At 48.0% G+C, this 18,490-nt stretch carries 11 protein-coding genes; 8 read left to right on the top strand and 3 right to left on the bottom strand.

Annotated elements, in window-relative coordinates:
• Window positions 1-8 precede the first annotated feature (8 nt).
• Complete coding sequence (gene gltB, locus C7475_RS11140) at window positions 9-4,538, bottom strand: glutamate synthase large subunit (RefSeq protein WP_110053431.1); 4,530 nt, start codon at window positions 4,536-4,538, stop codon at window positions 9-11.
• A 967-nt stretch (window positions 4,539-5,505) separates the two neighbouring features.
• A complete protein-coding gene (locus C7475_RS11150; protein WP_110053433.1) occupies window positions 5,506-6,276 on the bottom strand; it encodes a DeoR/GlpR family DNA-binding transcription regulator in 771 nt (256 codons plus the stop codon).
• Window positions 6,277-6,598: 322 nt separating this feature from the next.
• On the opposite strand from C7475_RS11150, the gene C7475_RS11155 reads away from it, so the two are divergent.
• From C7475_RS11155 to pafA, 5 genes are all read left to right on the top strand, one after another.
• Window positions 6,599-8,173 (top strand): glycerol-3-phosphate dehydrogenase/oxidase, encoded by a 1,575-nt coding sequence (locus C7475_RS11155; RefSeq protein WP_110053434.1) that lies wholly within the window; start codon window positions 6,599-6,601, stop codon window positions 8,171-8,173.
• Window positions 8,174-8,230: 57 nt separating this feature from the next.
• The gene (gene glpK, locus C7475_RS11160) at window positions 8,231-9,769 is read left to right on the top strand and encodes a glycerol kinase GlpK (protein ID WP_110053435.1); all 1,539 of its coding nucleotides are present in this window, start codon (window positions 8,231-8,233) and stop codon (window positions 9,767-9,769) included.
• Between the two features lie 67 nt (window positions 9,770-9,836).
• The gene (locus C7475_RS11165) at window positions 9,837-10,577 is read left to right on the top strand and encodes an MIP/aquaporin family protein (protein ID WP_110053436.1); all 741 of its coding nucleotides are present in this window, start codon (window positions 9,837-9,839) and stop codon (window positions 10,575-10,577) included.
• A 73-nt stretch (window positions 10,578-10,650) separates the two neighbouring features.
• Entirely contained in the window at window positions 10,651-11,580 is a 930-nt protein-coding gene (locus tag C7475_RS11170) for a glycerophosphodiester phosphodiesterase family protein (protein WP_199236211.1), read from the top strand.
• Window positions 11,581-11,922: 342 nt separating this feature from the next.
• Complete coding sequence (gene pafA, locus C7475_RS11175; RefSeq protein WP_110053437.1) at window positions 11,923-13,560, top strand: alkaline phosphatase PafA; 1,638 nt, start codon at window positions 11,923-11,925, stop codon at window positions 13,558-13,560.
• Between the two features lie 67 nt (window positions 13,561-13,627).
• Here the strand turns inward: pafA and C7475_RS11180 are convergent, their stop codons facing one another.
• Window positions 13,628-15,181, bottom strand: a complete 1,554-nt coding sequence (locus C7475_RS11180; RefSeq protein WP_110053438.1) for a glycoside hydrolase family 10 protein — start codon at window positions 15,179-15,181, stop codon at window positions 13,628-13,630.
• 261 nt (window positions 15,182-15,442) lie between these two features.
• On the opposite strand from C7475_RS11180, the gene C7475_RS11185 reads away from it, so the two are divergent.
• The 3 genes from C7475_RS11185 to pnuC all read left to right on the top strand — a co-directional run bounded on the left by C7475_RS11185 (window position 15,443) and on the right by pnuC (window position 18,477).
• Complete coding sequence (locus C7475_RS11185) at window positions 15,443-16,039, top strand: NifU family protein (RefSeq protein WP_110053439.1); 597 nt, start codon at window positions 15,443-15,445, stop codon at window positions 16,037-16,039.
• Window positions 16,040-16,148: 109 nt separating this feature from the next.
• Window positions 16,149-17,822 (top strand): PNGase F N-terminal domain-containing protein, encoded by a 1,674-nt coding sequence (locus tag C7475_RS11190; RefSeq protein ID WP_233259821.1) that lies wholly within the window; start codon window positions 16,149-16,151, stop codon window positions 17,820-17,822.
• A 19-nt stretch (window positions 17,823-17,841) separates the two neighbouring features.
• On the top strand, window positions 17,842-18,477 hold the full coding sequence (gene pnuC / locus C7475_RS11195; protein WP_110053440.1) for a nicotinamide riboside transporter PnuC: 636 nt from the start codon (window positions 17,842-17,844) through the stop codon (window positions 18,475-18,477).
• The last annotated feature ends 13 nt before the right edge of the window (window positions 18,478-18,490 follow it).

Here is an 18,490-nt window from a genome sequence, read left to right on the forward strand (position 1 = left end):
GAATGTTACTACTTCCCTACTTTCTGTGCACCTGCTTTGTTCGCGCTGAGTACAGCTTTGTACTCTTTCGGGAACACTTTCACGAAGTGACGCAGCTGGTTTTCCCAGTCTTTCAGTATGAATTTCGCCACAGTACTGTTCGTATATGCATGATGTTTGGTGATCAGGTCCTGCAGTTCGGCTGCATCTGCCTGGTCCAGCGGATCCAGATCGATCATCTCCTTATTGCAACGTCCTGCAAAAAGACCTTTTACATCATATATATAAGCAATACCGCCACTCATACCCGCACCGAAGTTGCGGCCGGTTTCACCCAGTATCACTGCTTTACCTCCTGTCATATATTCACAACCGTGATCGCCAACGCCTTCTGCTACGATGGTAGCTCCAGAGTTACGTACACAGAAACGTTCACCAGCTTTACCACGGATGTAAGCTTCACCGGAGGTTGCACCATAAAGGGCAACGTTACCTGCGATAATGTTTTCTTCCGCTTTAAAGCCTGCTTCAGGAGATGGGTACAAGATCAGTTTCGCACCGGAAAGACCTTTACCAAAGTAGTCGTTCGCTTCTCCTTCCAGCTCCAGTGTTACACCTTTCGTATTGAAAGCACCGAAACTTTGTCCGGCAGAACCAACAAACTTGTAGTGGATAGTATCTTCCGGAAGGCCAGGACCTGCATAACGTTTGGATATTTCGTTACTGAGGATTGTTCCTACTGCCCTGTCGGTATTCTTTACATTAAACTGCTGGAATACACGTGATTTCTTCTCCAGTGCCGGCTGCGCTGCTTTCAGCAACTGCCAGTCGATCACTTCACCGATACCATGATCCTGATCTTCCTGTTTGAACAGCCCTGTTTCTTCAGCAGCTGGTTCTTTATATAATATAGGAGACAGATCAAGTTGTTTGTATTTCCAGTGAGTGAGGTTTTCACGTACCTGAAGATTGTCTACCTGGCCAACCATTTCGGTTACTTTGCGGTAACCCAGGTCCGCCATGATCTCACGGAATTCTTCTACCAGGAATTTGAAGAGGTTCACTACATTCTCAGCGTCACCGTTGAAGCGCTTGCGCAGTTCCGGGTCCTGGGTGGCGACACCTACAGGACAGGTATTCAGATGACACTTACGCATCATGATACATCCTTCAGCTACCAGTGCGGCAGTTGCTACACCCCATTCCTCTGCACCCAGCAGTGTGGCGATTGCAATGTCACGGCCTGTTTTCAGCTGACCATCAGTTTGTACCACTACGCGGCTACGTAGTTTGTTCTTTACAAGTGTCTGGTGTGTTTCGGCCAGACCCAGTTCCCATGGCAAACCTGCATGTTTGATAGAGCTGATCGGAGATGCACCTGTACCACCGTCATAACCGGAAATAAGTACTACATCCGCTTTTGCTTTGGCAACACCGGCAGCGATGGTACCAACACCTGCTTTAGATACCAGTTTTACACTGATACGTGCGGCACGGTTAGCATTTTTCAGATCAAAGATCAGCTGAGCAAGGTCCTCGATGGAATAAATATCGTGGTGCGGAGGAGGTGAGATCAGACCAACACCTGGTGTAGCGTGACGAACCTTTGCGATCCATTCATCTACTTTATGACCAGGTAACTGTCCGCCTTCTCCAGGTTTAGCACCCTGTGCCATCTTGATCTGGAGCTCGTCCGCGTTAGTTAAATAGTTACTTGTTACACCAAAACGTGCGCTTGCTACCTGTTTGATAGAAGAACGCATGCTGTCGCCATTAGGCAGCACTTCATAACGGATCTCGTCTTCACCACCCTCGCCGGTATTGCTTTTCGCACCGATACGGTTCATTGCGATAGCCAGTGTGGAGTGTGCTTCGTGGGAGATGGAACCAAAGCTCATTGCACCGGTAGCAAAACGCTTCAGGATGCTTTCAGCTGATTCAACTTCTTCCAATGGAACAGAAGGACGTGTACGTTTGAAGGAGAAGAGGCTACGCAGGGTGGCTGCTTTCTCGCTCTGGTCGTTCACTGATTTTGAATACTTCTTAAAGATGCTGTAATCGCCCATACGGGTAGCATACTGTAAGAGGTGGATAGTGGTCGGATTGAAGAGGTGGAACTCTCCTTTTCTCTTCCACTGGTAGATACCGCCGGTTGTTAAACGCTGAACAGGAGTTTCCTTACGGCCATATCCCATCCAGTGCTTAGCCAGTGTTTCGCGGGCTATTTCATCCAGGCCCATACCCTGTATACGGGATACAGCGCCAGTGAAATATTTATCTACTACGGTACGGTTGATACCTAATATTTCAAATATCTGTGCACCCTGATAAGATTGCAGGGTGGAGATACCCATTTTAGAGAATACTTTCAGCAAACCGTCGCATACTGCCTTGATGTAGTTCTTTTTCAGTTTATCTACATCCAGGTTAGTTTCCAGTTTGTCGGTCAGTTTCATATCACGGATAGTGCTCAGTGCCAGGTACGGGTTGATGGCGGTTACGCCAAAGCCCAGCAAACAGGCAAAGTGATGCACTTCCCATACGTCCCCTGCTTCTACGATCAGCCCTACCTGGCCACGGTATCCTTTGCGGATGAGGTGGTGGTGTACGGCAGATGCAGCCAGCAGTGAAGGCATAGCAGCGTGTTCTGAGTCGATCGCCCTGTCGGACAGGATGATCACTTCGAAACCATCTTCCACAGCATCTACCGCATAACGGCACAGACGCTGAAGACCTTTTTCCAGAGAGCCGGGTTTACCGTCTGCTCTGAAATAAGTGTGGAGGGTCTTGGCCTGGAATAAACCGGTATCTATACTACGGATCTTTTCCAGTTCGAAGTTGGTCAGGATCGGGTGACGAAGCGCCAGACCATGACAGTGTAGCGGATCTTCGTCCAGCAGGTTACCATTGTTACCCACATAGGTAGCAAGAGACATAACCAGCTTTTCACGGATCGGATCAATTGGCGGATTGGTTACTTGTGCAAACAGCTGTTTGAAGTAGCTGGTCAGGTGCTGCGGCTGATCACTTAAAACGGCCAGCGGAGCATCTGTACCCATAGAACCTACAGGTTCTTTACCATCCAGTGCCATTGGCGCGATGATGGTGTAAAGATCTTCAGTAGAATAACCGAATGCGCGCTGATATTTGAAGATCTGATCATGTTCCAGGTGGGTGAAAGTAACCCGTGGTTCAGACAGTTCTTCCAGGCGGATCTTATATTTATTCAGCCACTCGCCGTAAGGTTGCTGGGAACAGATGTTCTGTTTCAGCTCCTCATCGCCGATGATACGGCCCTGTTCCATGTCCACGATGAACATTTTACCAGGCTGCAGGCGGCCTTTTTCTTTTACATTCTTCGGATCGATCGGCAGTACGCCAGCTTCTGACGCCATGATCACGCGGTCATCTTTAGTGATGACAAAACGGGCAGGACGCAGACCGTTACGGTCCAGGGTACCACCAATGATCTTACCGTCAGTGAAGGAGATACATGCAGGACCGTCCCATGGTTCCATGAGGGAAGCATGGTATTCGTAGAAGGCTTTCTTCACCGGGTCCATGTCTTCGTTACCGTCCCAGGCTTCCGGGATCAGCATCATCATAACATGAGGGAGAGAACGGCCGGTCAGCATCAGCAGTTCCACTACGTTATCCAGGCTGGCAGAGTCAGACTGGCCTTCTTCCACGAGTGGCAGCAACATATCCATTTCTTCCTGTGAGAAGTATTTGGAAACGAAGTCCTTCTCTCCTGCTCTTAACCAGTTCAGGTTCCCTTTCAGGGTATTGATCTCACCATTGTGCGCAATATAGCGGTAAGGGTGAGCCAGGCGCCAGCTAGGGAAAGTGTTGGTCGCAAAGCGGGAGTGGATCAGTGCAAATGCAGATACCATCTTCTCATCGCTGAGGTCAGCGTAATAATGACGTACCTGGTAAGTTGTTAGCTGACCTTTATATACAATAGTCTTTGTAGAAAGGGACGGAATATAGAACAGCGCTTTCTCTTTCGGAACGGTGTTGCGAACGGTTTTAGAAACGTAGTTACGCAGCACGAAGAGTTTACGCTCAAAGGTGTCATTGTCCGTAATGTGGTATGGACAGGCAATAAATACCTGTTCAATTTCTGGTTCAACAGAAAGGGCGCCTTCACCAATGCCGTCAGGACGTACCGGTACCTTACGGTAACCCAGTATTTCCAATCCCAGTTTCTCGGCCGCCCGGTTCAGGATCTCACGGCACTCTTCGCGCCAGCGAGGCTCTTTCGGAAAGAAAATCATGCCTACCCCGTATTTTCCAAATTCAGGGAGGCTAATGCCTATCTTAAGGCATTCGTCGTACAGGAACTCGTGTGGCAGCTGGATAAGGATACCAGCCCCGTCACCGGTGTTTTGCTCATAACCACATGCACCGCGATGTTCCATGTTTTCCAACATGGTCAGCGCATCCCGGATGATCTGATGCGATTTACGGCCCTTAATATGGGCTGTAAAGCCTGTTCCGCATGCATCATGCTCAAAATCCGGGTGATACAGTCCTTGCAATTGCTTCACTTCTTGCATTCGTTTAGATTTTTTGACCTTTTGGCACACCTTCCCCGCTTACTCTGGCGGCTGGAGGTACCGTAATTTTATCGGGAACGGTATAAAGATACTAAAGGAAACCGGTATTTTTTACGAAAGCTTTTGTATAACCCCAAAAATTTAGAAAAGATTAAAAAAGTACAGGCATTCGTTAGAATTAAATAAGTGGGCTGCTGATATGTGCCCGTATTTGGGCCTGAAGCCGGATTTTGAACTGGCAAAAATGTTTAATGTGTTGTACGGAAGATTTATGACGATCTCCGGTAATTATCTCTATGCTACAGGCGACGTACTTCCCCTCTATCGGTCATTCTATGCTCATATAAAGGTCAGACAGTCATTCAGCAAAGGCAATTTCACAGTTATAACTCATTTATAATCCATCATCAACCCATATATAACCCATATATATTCCATACCTCTTAAATATGGGATATATATGGGTTATATATGGGTCATATATGGGTTATATATGGGACATCTCACCAAATACCCTATAGTAGCGGCCTTACAGCACTATTGCAAAAAGTATATTTTGTTATGCTCTAAGGATGAATGCTATGTACGTTGATATATTTCTCTATAAGAGGATCTTGAAAATAGCAAGAAGGCTGTTATCTGGATTGGCAGTGTCCGGTTAAGCGCTTCAACAATGGAACATGCCCGGAGAGTACGGGAGTGTCCCCCCTGTTCAGGCTAACGGCTTTATTGTATACGGTTGGGCTGTGAACAGACGGACGGTACTGGTTTGCAGGACAGCGCACTACAGCGGAATAAGGTCATATGGAGACGCCTCAATATGACAGAGGCGTACGACGTTAGAGGGCAAAAAAAAGAGGGAGGTATCTTTCCTCCCCCAAAAAATATATAATGGTTCCTTCGCTTCGGGAATAATGGGTACTGCACCCATTATAATCCGGGAAGAAATAATATAATCTGTTAGTAATTAAACGATAGTGACGTTTATCCCCATCTCTTCCAGCGCTTTCACAATGTGTGCAGAGATACCGCTATCCGTGATGATCTCATCCACATCTTCCAGATCACAGATCTTTCCGAAACCGCGGCGGCCGAACTTTGAAGAATCCGCCAGCACGATTGTTTTCTGTGCGGCAGCCACCATACGCTGATTCAGTTGCGCTTCCAGGAGATTCGTGGTGGTCAGGCCAAACTCGATATCAATACCTTCCAGTCCCAGGAACAATTTGCTGCAGGAAAAATCTGCAAGGATCCTTTCCGCATAAGTGCCTGTTACAGAAGCAGAACTGTTGCGCACAATACCTCCCAGCTGCAATACTTCGATCTCCGGATGACGCAGCAGCTCCTGCGCTACGTTCAGCGCCGGGGTGATCACTGTCAGATGTCCTTTCGGATGAATATTCCTGGACAAAGCGAGTGCGGTTGTTCCCGAAGAAATGATAATAGCATCATTCGGGGCAATCATAGCCGCTGCAGCGATGGCAATATTGTTCTTTTCGTCCCTGCGCAGCTTCTCCTTTTCATTAACAGGTTTATCGTTGATGTACGGATTGTTAACGGTAGCGCCCCCATGTGAACGGAATAAGAGGGACTTATCTTCAAGCAGTTTGAGGTCTTTACGGATGGTTACACCGGAAACATCCAGTTCTTTGCAGAGGTCCACCACATTCACATACCCTTTTTCGGCTAAACGATCAAGAATGAACTTGTGTCTTTCCGCAATATTGATCATTGACATATGAGCAAAAAATTAGCAGTTGTAGAAAAAAGTATTACATATTAAAAACAGCTTTGGAACAAATACGCCTATACTTTCTTCCAATTCGTTACAAAAGTACTTTCATGTTGTTGAATTTATCACATTGTATCAAAATAAATATTTAGTAAAAAATGAAGAATATCATGTATAAATGCCAGTTTATGCATTAACTTCCTGAAAAGGAAGCCGCAAAACATTTATTTTCGGCTTACGGGACTGCCAGCTCCCAACAGTTTTTTTTCCTGCATTGAATGAAATAAACTGAAACTATTTAAAAGAAAATTAAAGCATATTCCTCGCAATGAACAGGTTAACCTTTAAACAACAGATAGGCAATGCGGCTACAGTCGTTTGGGATATTATTGTGATCGGCGGTGGCGCTACCGGTCTTGGAATAGCCATGGACGCTGCTCAGCGGGGTTTTCGGACGCTGCTGCTGGAGCAATCGGATTTCGCCAAAGGCACGTCCAGCCGTAGCACAAAACTGGTGCATGGTGGTGTACGTTACCTCGCACAGGGAGACGTGGGCCTGGTAAAAGAAGCCTTGCACGAAAGAGGATTGTTGCTGGCAAATGCTCCTCACCTGGCGCATGACCAGGAATTCATTATCCCTTATTACAAATGGTGGCAGGGGCCATTCTATGGTATCGGCCTGAAATTATATGACTTCCTTTCAGGAAGGCTCAGCCTCGGACCATCCCGGGTTGTTGGAAAACAAAAGGTTATCAATGCGTTACCGGCTATACGCCGTGAAGGTTTGAAGGGAGGCATCGTATATCATGACGGACAGTTTGATGATGCCCGCCTGGCTGTGAATATTGCCCAGACTGCGGCTGAAAAGGGCGCAGTGCTGCTGAACTATTTCAAAGTGACAAGTTTACGGAAAGCGGAAGATGGAAGAATAAACGGGGTAGCCGCTACCGACCTGGAAACAGGAGAGACATATGAGCTGCAAGCTAAGATAGTGATCAACGCAACAGGTGTATTCGCTGACGATGTGCTGCAAATGGATAAACCCGGCGCCCGGCCTACCATCCGCCCCAGCCAGGGCGTACACCTCGTGCTGGACGCTTCCTTCCTGAATAGCTCCAGCGCACTAATGATCCCGAAAACGGCCGACGGGCGTGTGCTTTTCGCCTTGCCCTGGCATGGAAAAGTGCTGGTAGGCACTACAGATACTCCTTTGAATAATCACAGCCTGGAGCCGCAGGCGCTGGATACAGAAGTTCAGTTCATCCTACAAACAGCGGGCAGTTACTTACAGAAAGCCCCTACCCGCGCCGATGTACTGAGCGTGTATGCGGGCTTACGCCCATTGGCGGCGCCACAAAAAGATACTGACAGTACGAAGGAAATATCCCGCAGCCATAAGATCATTACGGCGGCTTCGGGGCTTATAACAATTACCGGTGGCAAATGGACCACCTTCCGCAAAATGGCAGAAGACACAGTTGATGTGGCGATTGCCTCTTCCGGCGGCGGACTGGCGGCAGCTCCCTGTGAAACAGAACATCTGCACATCCACGGATATACGACAGCGCCACTGGCTCCGGCTCCGCTGGATGTATATGGCAGCGATACCAATGATATCAATGCGCTGATTAAATCAGAACCGGCTTTAGCTGAACAACTGCATCCAAGACTTCCGTATATTAAGGCACAGGTAGTCTGGGCCGTGAGGGAGGAAATGGCCCGCACCCTGGATGATGTATTGTCCCGAAGATTACGTGCCTTGTTGCTCGACGCCCGTGCTGCCATTGAAATGGCCCCTACTGTTGTTGCGCTGGTGGCGGCGGAGCTGGGGAAAGATAAGATATGGGAACAGCAGCAACTGGATACCTTTACCGATATCGCGGAGAATTATCTGCTTGATTAACAGTAGACAAACAACGTCAATCATAGTTCCATACCCGTAAATACCACGTTAAGCTATATGAAGGAAAAGGAAATAACCCAGTACGTCCTGGCGCTCGACCAGGGCACCACAAGTTCAAGGGCGATCATTTTTGATAAGGCAGGCGCCATTGTATCCGTCGCTCAAAAAGAATTCAGACAGATTTTCCCTTCTCCCGGATGGGTAGAACATGATGCCAGCGAGATCTGGTCAAGTCAGCTGGGCGTTGCGGCGGAAGCCGTTGCCAAAGCCGGACTGAAAGGAGCAGACATTGCGGCGATCGGGATCACCAATCAGCGGGAGACCACCATCGTGTGGGACCGCCGTACAGGAAAGCCTGTGCATAATGCCATCGTATGGCAAGACCGGCGAACCGCTGCCTATTGTGATGAACTGAAAGCGGCAGGTCATGAACAGATGATCCGGGAGAAAACCGGCCTCGTTATAGACGCCTACTTCTCTGCCACGAAGGTGAAATGGATCCTGGAAAATGTCGAAGGCGCGAGGGAAAAGGCCGCCGGAGGCCAATTGGCATTCGGTACCGTAGATGCCTGGCTGGTATGGAACCTGACGGAAGGGAAAACACACGCTACCGATATTACCAATGCATCGCGTACGATGTTATTTAATATACATACACAGCAATGGGATGAAGAACTGTTGTCGCTGTTTGATATTCCGGCCTCCATGTTGCCGGATGTAAAACAGTCCAGTGAAGTGATCGCAGAAACAACGCCGACCATATTCTCTGTAACCATTCCTATTGCAGGTATTGCGGGCGATCAACATGCGGCCTTGTTCGGGCAGATGTGTACAAGTCCCGGCATGGTGAAGAACACTTATGGTACCGGATGTTTTATGTTGATGAATATCGGGGAGCAACCGATCATTTCACAGAACAACCTCGTTACTACGATCGCCTGGAAAATAAATGGCAAAGTCGAATATGCGCTTGAAGGCAGCATCTTCATTGCGGGTGCGGTAGTACAGTGGCTGCGGGATGGCCTGGGTATCATCCGCTCGTCCTCTGAGGTGGAGGGACTGGCCGCAAAAGTGACACATAATGACGGCGTGTATCTTGTGCCTGCCTTCGCCGGACTGGGTGCACCCCATTGGGAGCAGCATGCCAGGGGAACGCTTGTGGGAATGACAAGGGGAACAACGTCAGCGCATATAGCAAGGGCGGCCCTGGAGAGCATCGCATATCAGACGATGGAGGTACTGAAAGCGATGGAAGCCGACGCCGGTATCAGCATCAAAGAATTGCGTGTAGACGGCGGCGCTACTAATAATAACCTGCTCATGCAGTTCCAGGCAGATATCCTTAATACACAAGTGATCCGTCCTAAAGTCACCGAAACAACAGCTATGGGGGCCGCATATCTGGCTGGGCTGGCTACAGGTTTCTGGAAGGATAAGGAAGAAATAGCCCGCCAGTGGCAGGTTGACCATTCTTTTACTCCGGCAGGCAAGGACGAAGATGTGCATAAGTGGATCAAAGGCTGGAGCCATGCGGTGAAAGCAGTGAAGGCCTGGGCAAAATTCTCTGTCCAGGAAGATGCCGTTGTAACAGAGTAAGACCTTTCGTGGAATGGTCTGTAATTCCGCACCACGACCAATGACAAACTGATAAAATAACTATTCAATGCACCCTTTATTAGCAGAATTCCTGGGAACCATGTTGTTGATACTGCTGGGAAATGGCGTAGTGGCAAATGTGATCCTCAATAAGACAAAAGGCAATGGCGGCGGCTGGATCGTGATAACGACCGGCTGGGCATTGGCTGTATTTGTAGGTGTGGTGGTAGCCACCCCTTACAGTGGCGCTCACCTGAACCCTGCTATGACAGTGGCTTTGGCCATAGCAGGTAAGTTTGCCTGGGTACAAGTCCCCTTGTTTATTATAGCCCAATTACTGGGCGCCATGACTGGCTCCTTTCTGGTATGGTTCCATTATAAAGACCATATGGACGCTACTGCCGATCCCGGGTTGATCCAGGCCTGTTACTGCACAGCACCAGCCATCCGGAACGACGGGCGCAATTTCAGCAGTGAAGTGATCGGCACCTTTGTGTTGCTGTTCACCATCTTTTACTTTACCGGAGCTGAACTGGGAGAAGAGAAAACACCTGTAGGAATGGGTTCTCTGGGGGCTTTGCCCGTTTCCCTGTTGGTATTGGCTATTGGGTTATCTCTTGGAGGTACAACTGGTTATGCTATTAATCCGGCAAGGGACCTGGGGCCACGGATCATGCATGCACTGCTGCCGGTGAAAGGCAAACAGGGCAGCGGCTGGGATTATGCCTGGATACCTGTAGCTGGCCCGCTTATTGGGGCGGCTATTGCGGCAGCACTGTATCTATATTTACAGCCGGTGGCAAATTAATGATCAGTTAACATTGCCCGGATAGAAAAAGCATATACAGGATAGTACTTTAACAGCCGGAAAAAGTTAAACGATGAAACCATTTCAACAAGCGATGCTCGCCGCAGGCTTACTGCTGGCGGCTACAGGTATGGAAGCCTGTAAAACCACAAAACCGATGACAGCTCAACAGCCACTGCCTGCTTTTTATAAAGTAGGACACAGAGGCACCCGTGGCCTGATGGCGGAAAATACCATTCCATCCATGATCAAGGCCATAGAGACCGGCGCCAACACCATTGAATTTGATGTGCATATCACGAAAGACGGACAGGTAGTAGTATATCATGATCCTTCTTTCAACCCGGCATATACCACTATGCCCGATGGGTCGGACATTCCGAAGGAATCCCGGAACGATTACATTTTCTATAAAATGGAGTACAGCCGTATCCGCGAGTTTGTGATAGGAGAAAAGCCTTATCCGGAGTTCCCCGAACAACAACGGGTAAAGACACACGCTCCTCTCCTGTCTGAAATGATCGATTCAGTAGATGCCTACACAAAGGCGCACCATTTACCGCCGGTATTTTATTTACTGGAAATAAAATCATCTGCAAAAACAGATGGAACAGAACAACCGGCACCGGAAGAATACATCGACAAACTGATGGCGGTAAAGAATTTACTACCCCTGGGCAACCGCCTCATTATTCAGTCTTTTGATGCCCGTCCCCTGCAGGTTATCCACAGAAGATATCCACAGATCGCGCTTGGGTTCCTGGTATCTGATAAGGAGATCAATCCGGCGAAACAACTTGACCTGCTGGGCTTTACGCCACAGTTCTATAACCCGGCATATCAATATATCACACCTGAACTGATAGCGCATTGTCACAGCAAAAAGATCCAGGTTGTACCCTGGACGGTGCAGGACCCGGCAGAAATGAAGAAGTTGAAGGGAATGGGGGCTGATGGTATCATTTCAGATTACCCGGTACGTTTCAAGGACGCAGGATTCTAAAAAAAGGCCTCTTTTGCTTTGGTCGAAGAAGCGTCGAACAAGCGTCGAAGAGCCGTCGAACAAGCGTCGAAGAAATAATCGTCAATCAAACAAAACACAATAGGACTCCGGTAGGAGTCCCCTGTTGTGCGCCCTGGGTGCAAACCCTGGGTTAATAATGTAATATCCCCCGGTTAACGATACGGCGCCAATCCCATGTTATCAATGCACGGGTTTTATCCCGATATATCCCCGTTGGTAATATTTATACAATTTAAATTTTGAAAGGATAGATAATTTAACAACCTTAAATAACCGAAGGCGTTAGTAATCAGGTCTTATTTATTGTGGAAATTATCTATCATGAGAAAAATATGTAAATCGCTGTCTGCATTGGCGCTTACCGGCGCTATGTTTCAGACAGTTGTTGTTTCGGCCCAGAAGCCGGTAGACCGGCCCAAACTGGTAGTCGGTATCGTTGTTGACCAGATGCGCTGGGATTACCTCTACAGGTATTATGACCGTTACGAAGCAGGTGGCTTCAAACGTATGCTGACCGAAGGCTTCTCCTGTGAAAATACGTTCATCACTCATTTACCGTCTTTTACGGCGGTAGGACATAGCACCATTTATACCGGCTCCGTGCCAGCTATTCACGGTATTACCGGCAACGACTGGACGGACCAGGTGACTGGCCGCCATTGGTATTGCACGGAAGATACTACTGTACAGGCGGTAGGTACAACCTCTGACGCAGGGAAAATGTCTCCCCGTAACCTGCTCGCTTCTACAATTACTGATGAATTAAGGATCGCTACAAACTTCCGCTCTAAAGTAGTGGGTGTGTCCCTGAAAGACAGGGCATCCATTCTGCCGGCAGGACATGTTGCCAACGGCGCATTCTGGCTGGACGACAGCAATGCGAGTTTTGTAACAAGCTCTTTTTATATGCAGGACCTGCCGGAATGGGCGAAGACATTCAATGCCCGTAAGCTGCCGGCGCAAATGATGTCAAAATCCTGGGAGACGCTGTACCCGATCAACACCTACATCCAGAGTACAGAAGATAACAAGTCGTGGGAAGGCACTTTCGGCGGAGAAACAACGCCGACTTTTCCACACAACATGCAGGACATTTATCAGAAGGATAAAGGCAGCCTGCGCACCTCTCCTTCCGGCAACACGCTCACCCTGGAGTTCGCCAAAGCGGCGATTGAAGGGTATAAGCTGGGCAGTAATACAGTAACAGATTTCCTGACCATCAACTGTGCATCAACAGATTATGTAGGGCATAAATACGGACCTAATTCCATCGAGGTAGAAGATACTTACCTGCGCCTGGATAAGGATCTGTCAGCGTTCTTCCGCTACCTGGACCAGAAAGTGGGTAAAGGTAATTACCTGGTATTCCTCTCGGCAGATCATGGCGCGGCCAACTCTGTAGGGTTTATGAAAGAACATCAGATCCCTTCGGGGTTGCCGGACGGAAAGATGCTGACCGGATTGAACACATTGCTGAAGGAGCGCTTTGGAGTGGACAAGCTGGCAAAGAGCGGGGAAAACTATCATATCAGTTTTGATCTGAAAACCATCTCCGAGCAAAAGCTCGACTACGATGCGATAAAGAAAGTAACGGTCCAATACTTGCAAACGCTGCCGGGAGTTCAATTTGCGGCGGATGTGGATAACCTCGGAAATAGTCCTGTGCCCGAGCCGATCAAAACAATGATCGCCAATGGCTATAATCCTAAACGTTGTGGGTCTGTGGCCATTATTCCTGAACCAGGCTGGTATTCGGGCTCAAGTAAGGGCACGACGCATGGTAACTGGAATCCGTACGACACCCATCTGCCACTGGTGTTCATGGGCTGGCACGTTAAACATGGCGCCAGCAACGACGTGGTGAGTATGGCTGATATAGCGCCTACCATTGCGGCCATGCTGCATATCCAGATGCCGAATGGCGCGGTAGGTAAACCAGTGCAGGCAGTATATAAATAACAGATCGCCAAACATAAAAAAGCGGGGAGCCAGTTTAACTGACTCCCCGCTTTTTTTGTGGATAATATTATTGATATCTGTTGACCGGTTCGGGATCGAACATGAATAATGTTTTCTTTCCTGACTTCTTCATGTATAACGGATCGCTAGCCCAGCTCTCCGTTTGCAGGCGATTCAAAGCCGTCACAACGTATGTGTAAAGATTCCCTTTTACATAGGAGTAGTCTATGAACTGGGGATCAGGCATCTGCTGTATGATGGCCAGGATCTTAGTAGGATCATTCAGATTGATGGATTCACTGGCATTGAAACGGTACAATACGTACTGTTGCGTGCGGCCGGAAGTGTCATCGTCAGCCCAGTAAAGGTGTAGGCCGTCCGCTCTTTCAAATGCGTCTATGAAATAAGGCGGTAGCGGAGCCGGCAGCTTTATCCAGGGCATGGCAGGACGTAAGGCCGGATAGCGGTAAAAGTGATTGCGCAGGCTGTCTTCGAATCCTAAAGGATTGCCATTAAAGGACTTTGCACTGTAGTAGGCACTTCCCTGAATGGTGTTAAGCGTACGGGCTTCTGTGATCTGTATGGGCAGTTCGTACGGGAGGTTCCAGGCGGCATTACTTCGGATGCGGTACACGCCATGACCAATGTATACGTTGCGCCCGTAACCATGTTGCGCCCACCAGTTGAGCAGCAACTCGTAATTAGCTACGCGGTGGCCTCTTTCCCAGTACAGCTGTGGCAGCACATAGTCGATCCAGCCGTTCTGAAGCCATTTGCGTACATCGGCATACAGATCGTCGTAATTGGAAAGGCCTGTTGAGTAAGAACCGTCCTGGTCTTTATTTTTATTCCGCCAGATGCCGAAAGGACTGATCCCGAACTTCACCCAGGGCTTTTCCTCCTTGATCATTTTGCTTACCATCTGGATAATGGTATCCACGTTCCAGCGGCGCCAGTCGTCTTTCAGCATGTTACGGCCATACTGGCGGTACGAGCTGTAATCAGGGAAATCTCTTCCAGGAACAGGATATGGGTAGAAATAGTCGTCGAAGTGTACAGCGTCAATATCATAGCGGCGAACAACGTCCCGGATGATCTGGGTTACATATTCCCGTACCTCGGGGACACCCGGATCAAAGTATTTCTTGCCGTCAAAGTTGACGAACCATTGGGGACGCATACGGGTGATGTGATTGGCGGTAACCCGATTGGCGCTGATAGCTGCACGGTAAGGATTGAACCAGGCGTGAAACTCCATTCCCCGTTTATGGGTCTCTTCCAGCATAAAGCGGAGCGGGTCATAATAAGGATTTGGCGCAACACCCTGGGTACCACTCAGATACTCTGACCAGGGCTCGAAAGGAGAATCGTAAAAAGCGTCAGCTACAGGACGGACCTGAACTATAACGGCGTTCATGCCGTTACGCTGTTGTTTATCGAGGAGGTTAATAAATTCCTGTTTCTGTATTTCTACCGGCAAACCTTTCCTGGAAGGCCAGTCAATATTTTCCACCGTGGCAATCCATACCGCACGAAATTCCCTTTTGGGTGGCAGTTGTGCTTTGGCCTGGCTGAAGATGCCCGCAATTGCCAGCGCAACTCCCAATATATACTTCACCATCTAGTATGTAGGTTAAGACCTGAAAAACTGCGAAAATAACAAAACCATTCATTTAAGCAACCCTATGTAAAAGGCTGCTGGTCATGAAGGTCATTATGCAGCACAAACGGTGCCGGATTGGCAACAAACCGGGCAAAAAAGACATGTGAAGTAAAAAACGTCTATATCCCTATTGTAAAATTCGATATGGAAAACAGCTGATCCTACTGGGTATGTGGACGAAAGTTGCTACCTTTGTTCCATCAAAAAGTTTAGAGTACCATGATTAAAACAGGCAATCCCATTATCAGCATATATACGGAAATGACGCCAAACCCGGAAACAATGAAGTTTGTGGCTAACAAACTGTTGTATCCTGGTAAGCACATCGATTTTCCGGATGAGGCCAGCGCGAAGCCATCTCCACTGGCCGTTGAGCTGTTCAGCTTTCCGTTCATAAGGGGCGTTTTTGTTATGGCTAATTTTATTACCCTGACAAAGACTCCTGACACTGATTGGAACGACATTATACCTACTATAAAATCCTTCCTGAAGGAATATCTGGAAGATAACCGTCCCGTTATCAACGAAGAGGAAATAGTGGTGACTAAAGATACCGCCAGCAACGAAGTAAGTGCAGACGATACTGATGTGGTAAAACGTATCAAGGAATTACTTGAAAACTACGTTAAACCAGCAGTAGAAATGGATGGTGGTGCAATTCAATTTAAAGATTACGACGACGGTACTGTGACATTGATGCTGCAGGGTTCCTGTTCAGGTTGCCCCTCTTCCATGATTACGCTGAAAGCCGGCATTGAAGGCATGATGAAGCGTATGATCCCGGAAGTAAAGGAAGTGGTGGCAGAAGCAGAATAAGCCATAGTTGAGAGAATGATAGTGTTAAAAAAGGAGCGCAGTCTTTTGACTGTGCTTTTTTATTGTCCCTGCTATATCTTTAGCCATTATTCCGAAACACTTTATACTTATGAAAAAATATACATTGCTCTGGTTGACCCTGGTGATCGCCGGAGGTATACAGGCACAGTCAGGAGGCGGAAAGCCTGGGGCCGAAATCACCTATGGATTTAAATATAATGGAAAGGATGTTCCGGAGGGAGGCCTGAAATTGTTCATCCAGGGAGATAAAGTCAGCTACCAGCCGCTCAATGCTGTTGCACAGAAAGAACGGAAATTCCTGGACAACAAAGGAAAGGCAACCTATCAGGTTATTACCGGCAAACAAGGGGAACAGCTGGCATTCAGAAAAGCGTTCGCCGACTATGACAAGCCGGAGTTGCTGCCCGGTACAGATACTGTGTTGGGATATATTTGTAAGAAGGCTAAAGTAAGGGTCCGCTCCAATACTATTGAGATATGGTATACTGATGCGTTGCAGGTAAAAGCAACGCCGGTTTTAGAGTTTGGACCTGGGCTGGGGTTGATATTGAGGACATTGCGTAATGGCACATCCGAATATATTGCTACAAAAGTTGATCTCCGTAATGTTAGGAATGAAGAACTCAAATGGCCGGTAGCCATGGGCACCATGGTGGACGATGCCACTTACCTTCGGCAGGTGATCGAAAACAGGTTTACGACCCTGAACATTTTTAACCAGGAACAGATCAGCTGGGGGAATAAGTTCAATGATCCGGCAAATGATCAGGAGAATGTTACTTACCACTATGCAGGAGGAACCGTTATTCTCAAAAAAGTGAAACTGCCGGAAACCACCAATGTGACCCTCTTTGCAGAAGTAGCGGAACAATCGAACGGAGATGCTTACGACCGTACCGGATCAGTATTTGTGATCCCGGTAGATAAGAAGACCTCTTTCCTGGATGGTTTGAAAAAAGGAGTGAAAGAACTGCCTGCTTATCATGGGAAATACCGTGGGGTCGTAGCAACGGATAGCTACCTGCCCACCCTGGAACTGATGCGCTTTTTCACACCGTTTGGGGTTAAGTTCTATAATGAAAAGACAAGAATAAAAGGTTACCAATGGGCTGATTCCGCTGTGTACCGCCAGGACATCACTGAATTACTGCCTCGTTTACAGGGAGAAGTATGGCTGGGAATATATATCGGAAACTACGACAAGGGCGGCCATAAAGTGAGCCTGCGCCTGAAGTACTATCCCGCCGACAATGATCAGAAAGAAATAAAAAAAGAAGACTGGGTAATGCCGGTATTCAATACCACTAACCTGATGGAAATGGCAGACCAGGAATACGGCACCATGTTCGGGAAAGACTCGCTTGAAGTGACGGTAAACATCCCTGAAGGATTGAAGAACCTTCGTATGCGTTATACCACTACCGGCCACGGTGGCTGGGGAGGTGGAGATGAGTTCAACCAGAAGCTGAACGAGATCTTCGTAGATGGAGAGAGAGTATATCATTTTATTCCATGGCGTACTGACTGCGGTAACTTCCGCTTGTCAAATCCGTCGACAGGTAACTTCGTGAACGGTCTCTCCTCTTCTGACTTGAGTCGTTCCAACTGGTGTCCGGGAGGTGTAACAGAGCCGATAACTATTCCCCTGCCCGATCTGACACCGGGTGTGCATACCTTTAAGGTGGCTATCCCATTAGGAGAGCGGGAAGGAAATAGTTTCAGCGCCTGGAATGTTTCCGGTTGTTTATTAGGAGAAAAATAAGACGGTATAAATTTGGGACATGAATTTTGATGCACTATATCAGGGATTACAGGAAGGAATACATGCAATGAGCTGGCTGGAGATAGTGGCGGCATTATTCGGCGCCATCAGTGTGATCTGCAGTAAACAGAACAGTATATGGCTGTACCCTACGGGATTGGTGAGCACAGGGATCTATGCTTATCTCCTGTCCAGGGAACAATTCCGTTTATACGCAGAGGCGACATTGAACGTCTACTATTTTATCATGAGCGTATATGGCTGGTACCATTGGGCTAAAAAAGGAGACAGCGACCCGGAAACACCGGTAGAATGGGCTACGCGCAAAGATTGGACGATAACAGTGTTGATAACGCTTATCGGTTGGGGCCTTTTCGCCTACCTGCTCAGGAACTACTCCAACTCGGACGTTCCATTGATAGATGCATTTGTTTCTGCCACTGCCTGCAGCGGAATGTGGTTGCTGGCGAAGCGGAAGATAGAGAACTGGCTGGTACTGAATGTATCTAACCTGGTAGCTATCCCCTTATTGTTCCATAAACATTTATTGCCTACAGCTATACTGACGATATTCCTGTTCATAGTCGCCGTGTTGGGGTATTTCAGCTGGAAGAAGATCTGGCAGAAACAACATGCGGCAGGACTGGCAAAATAGAAAGCGTTAAGTA

Origin of the sequence: Chitinophaga sp. S165, from assembly GCF_003182155.1 — a bacterium.
Classification (GTDB): Bacteria; Bacteroidota; Bacteroidia; order Chitinophagales; family Chitinophagaceae; genus Chitinophaga.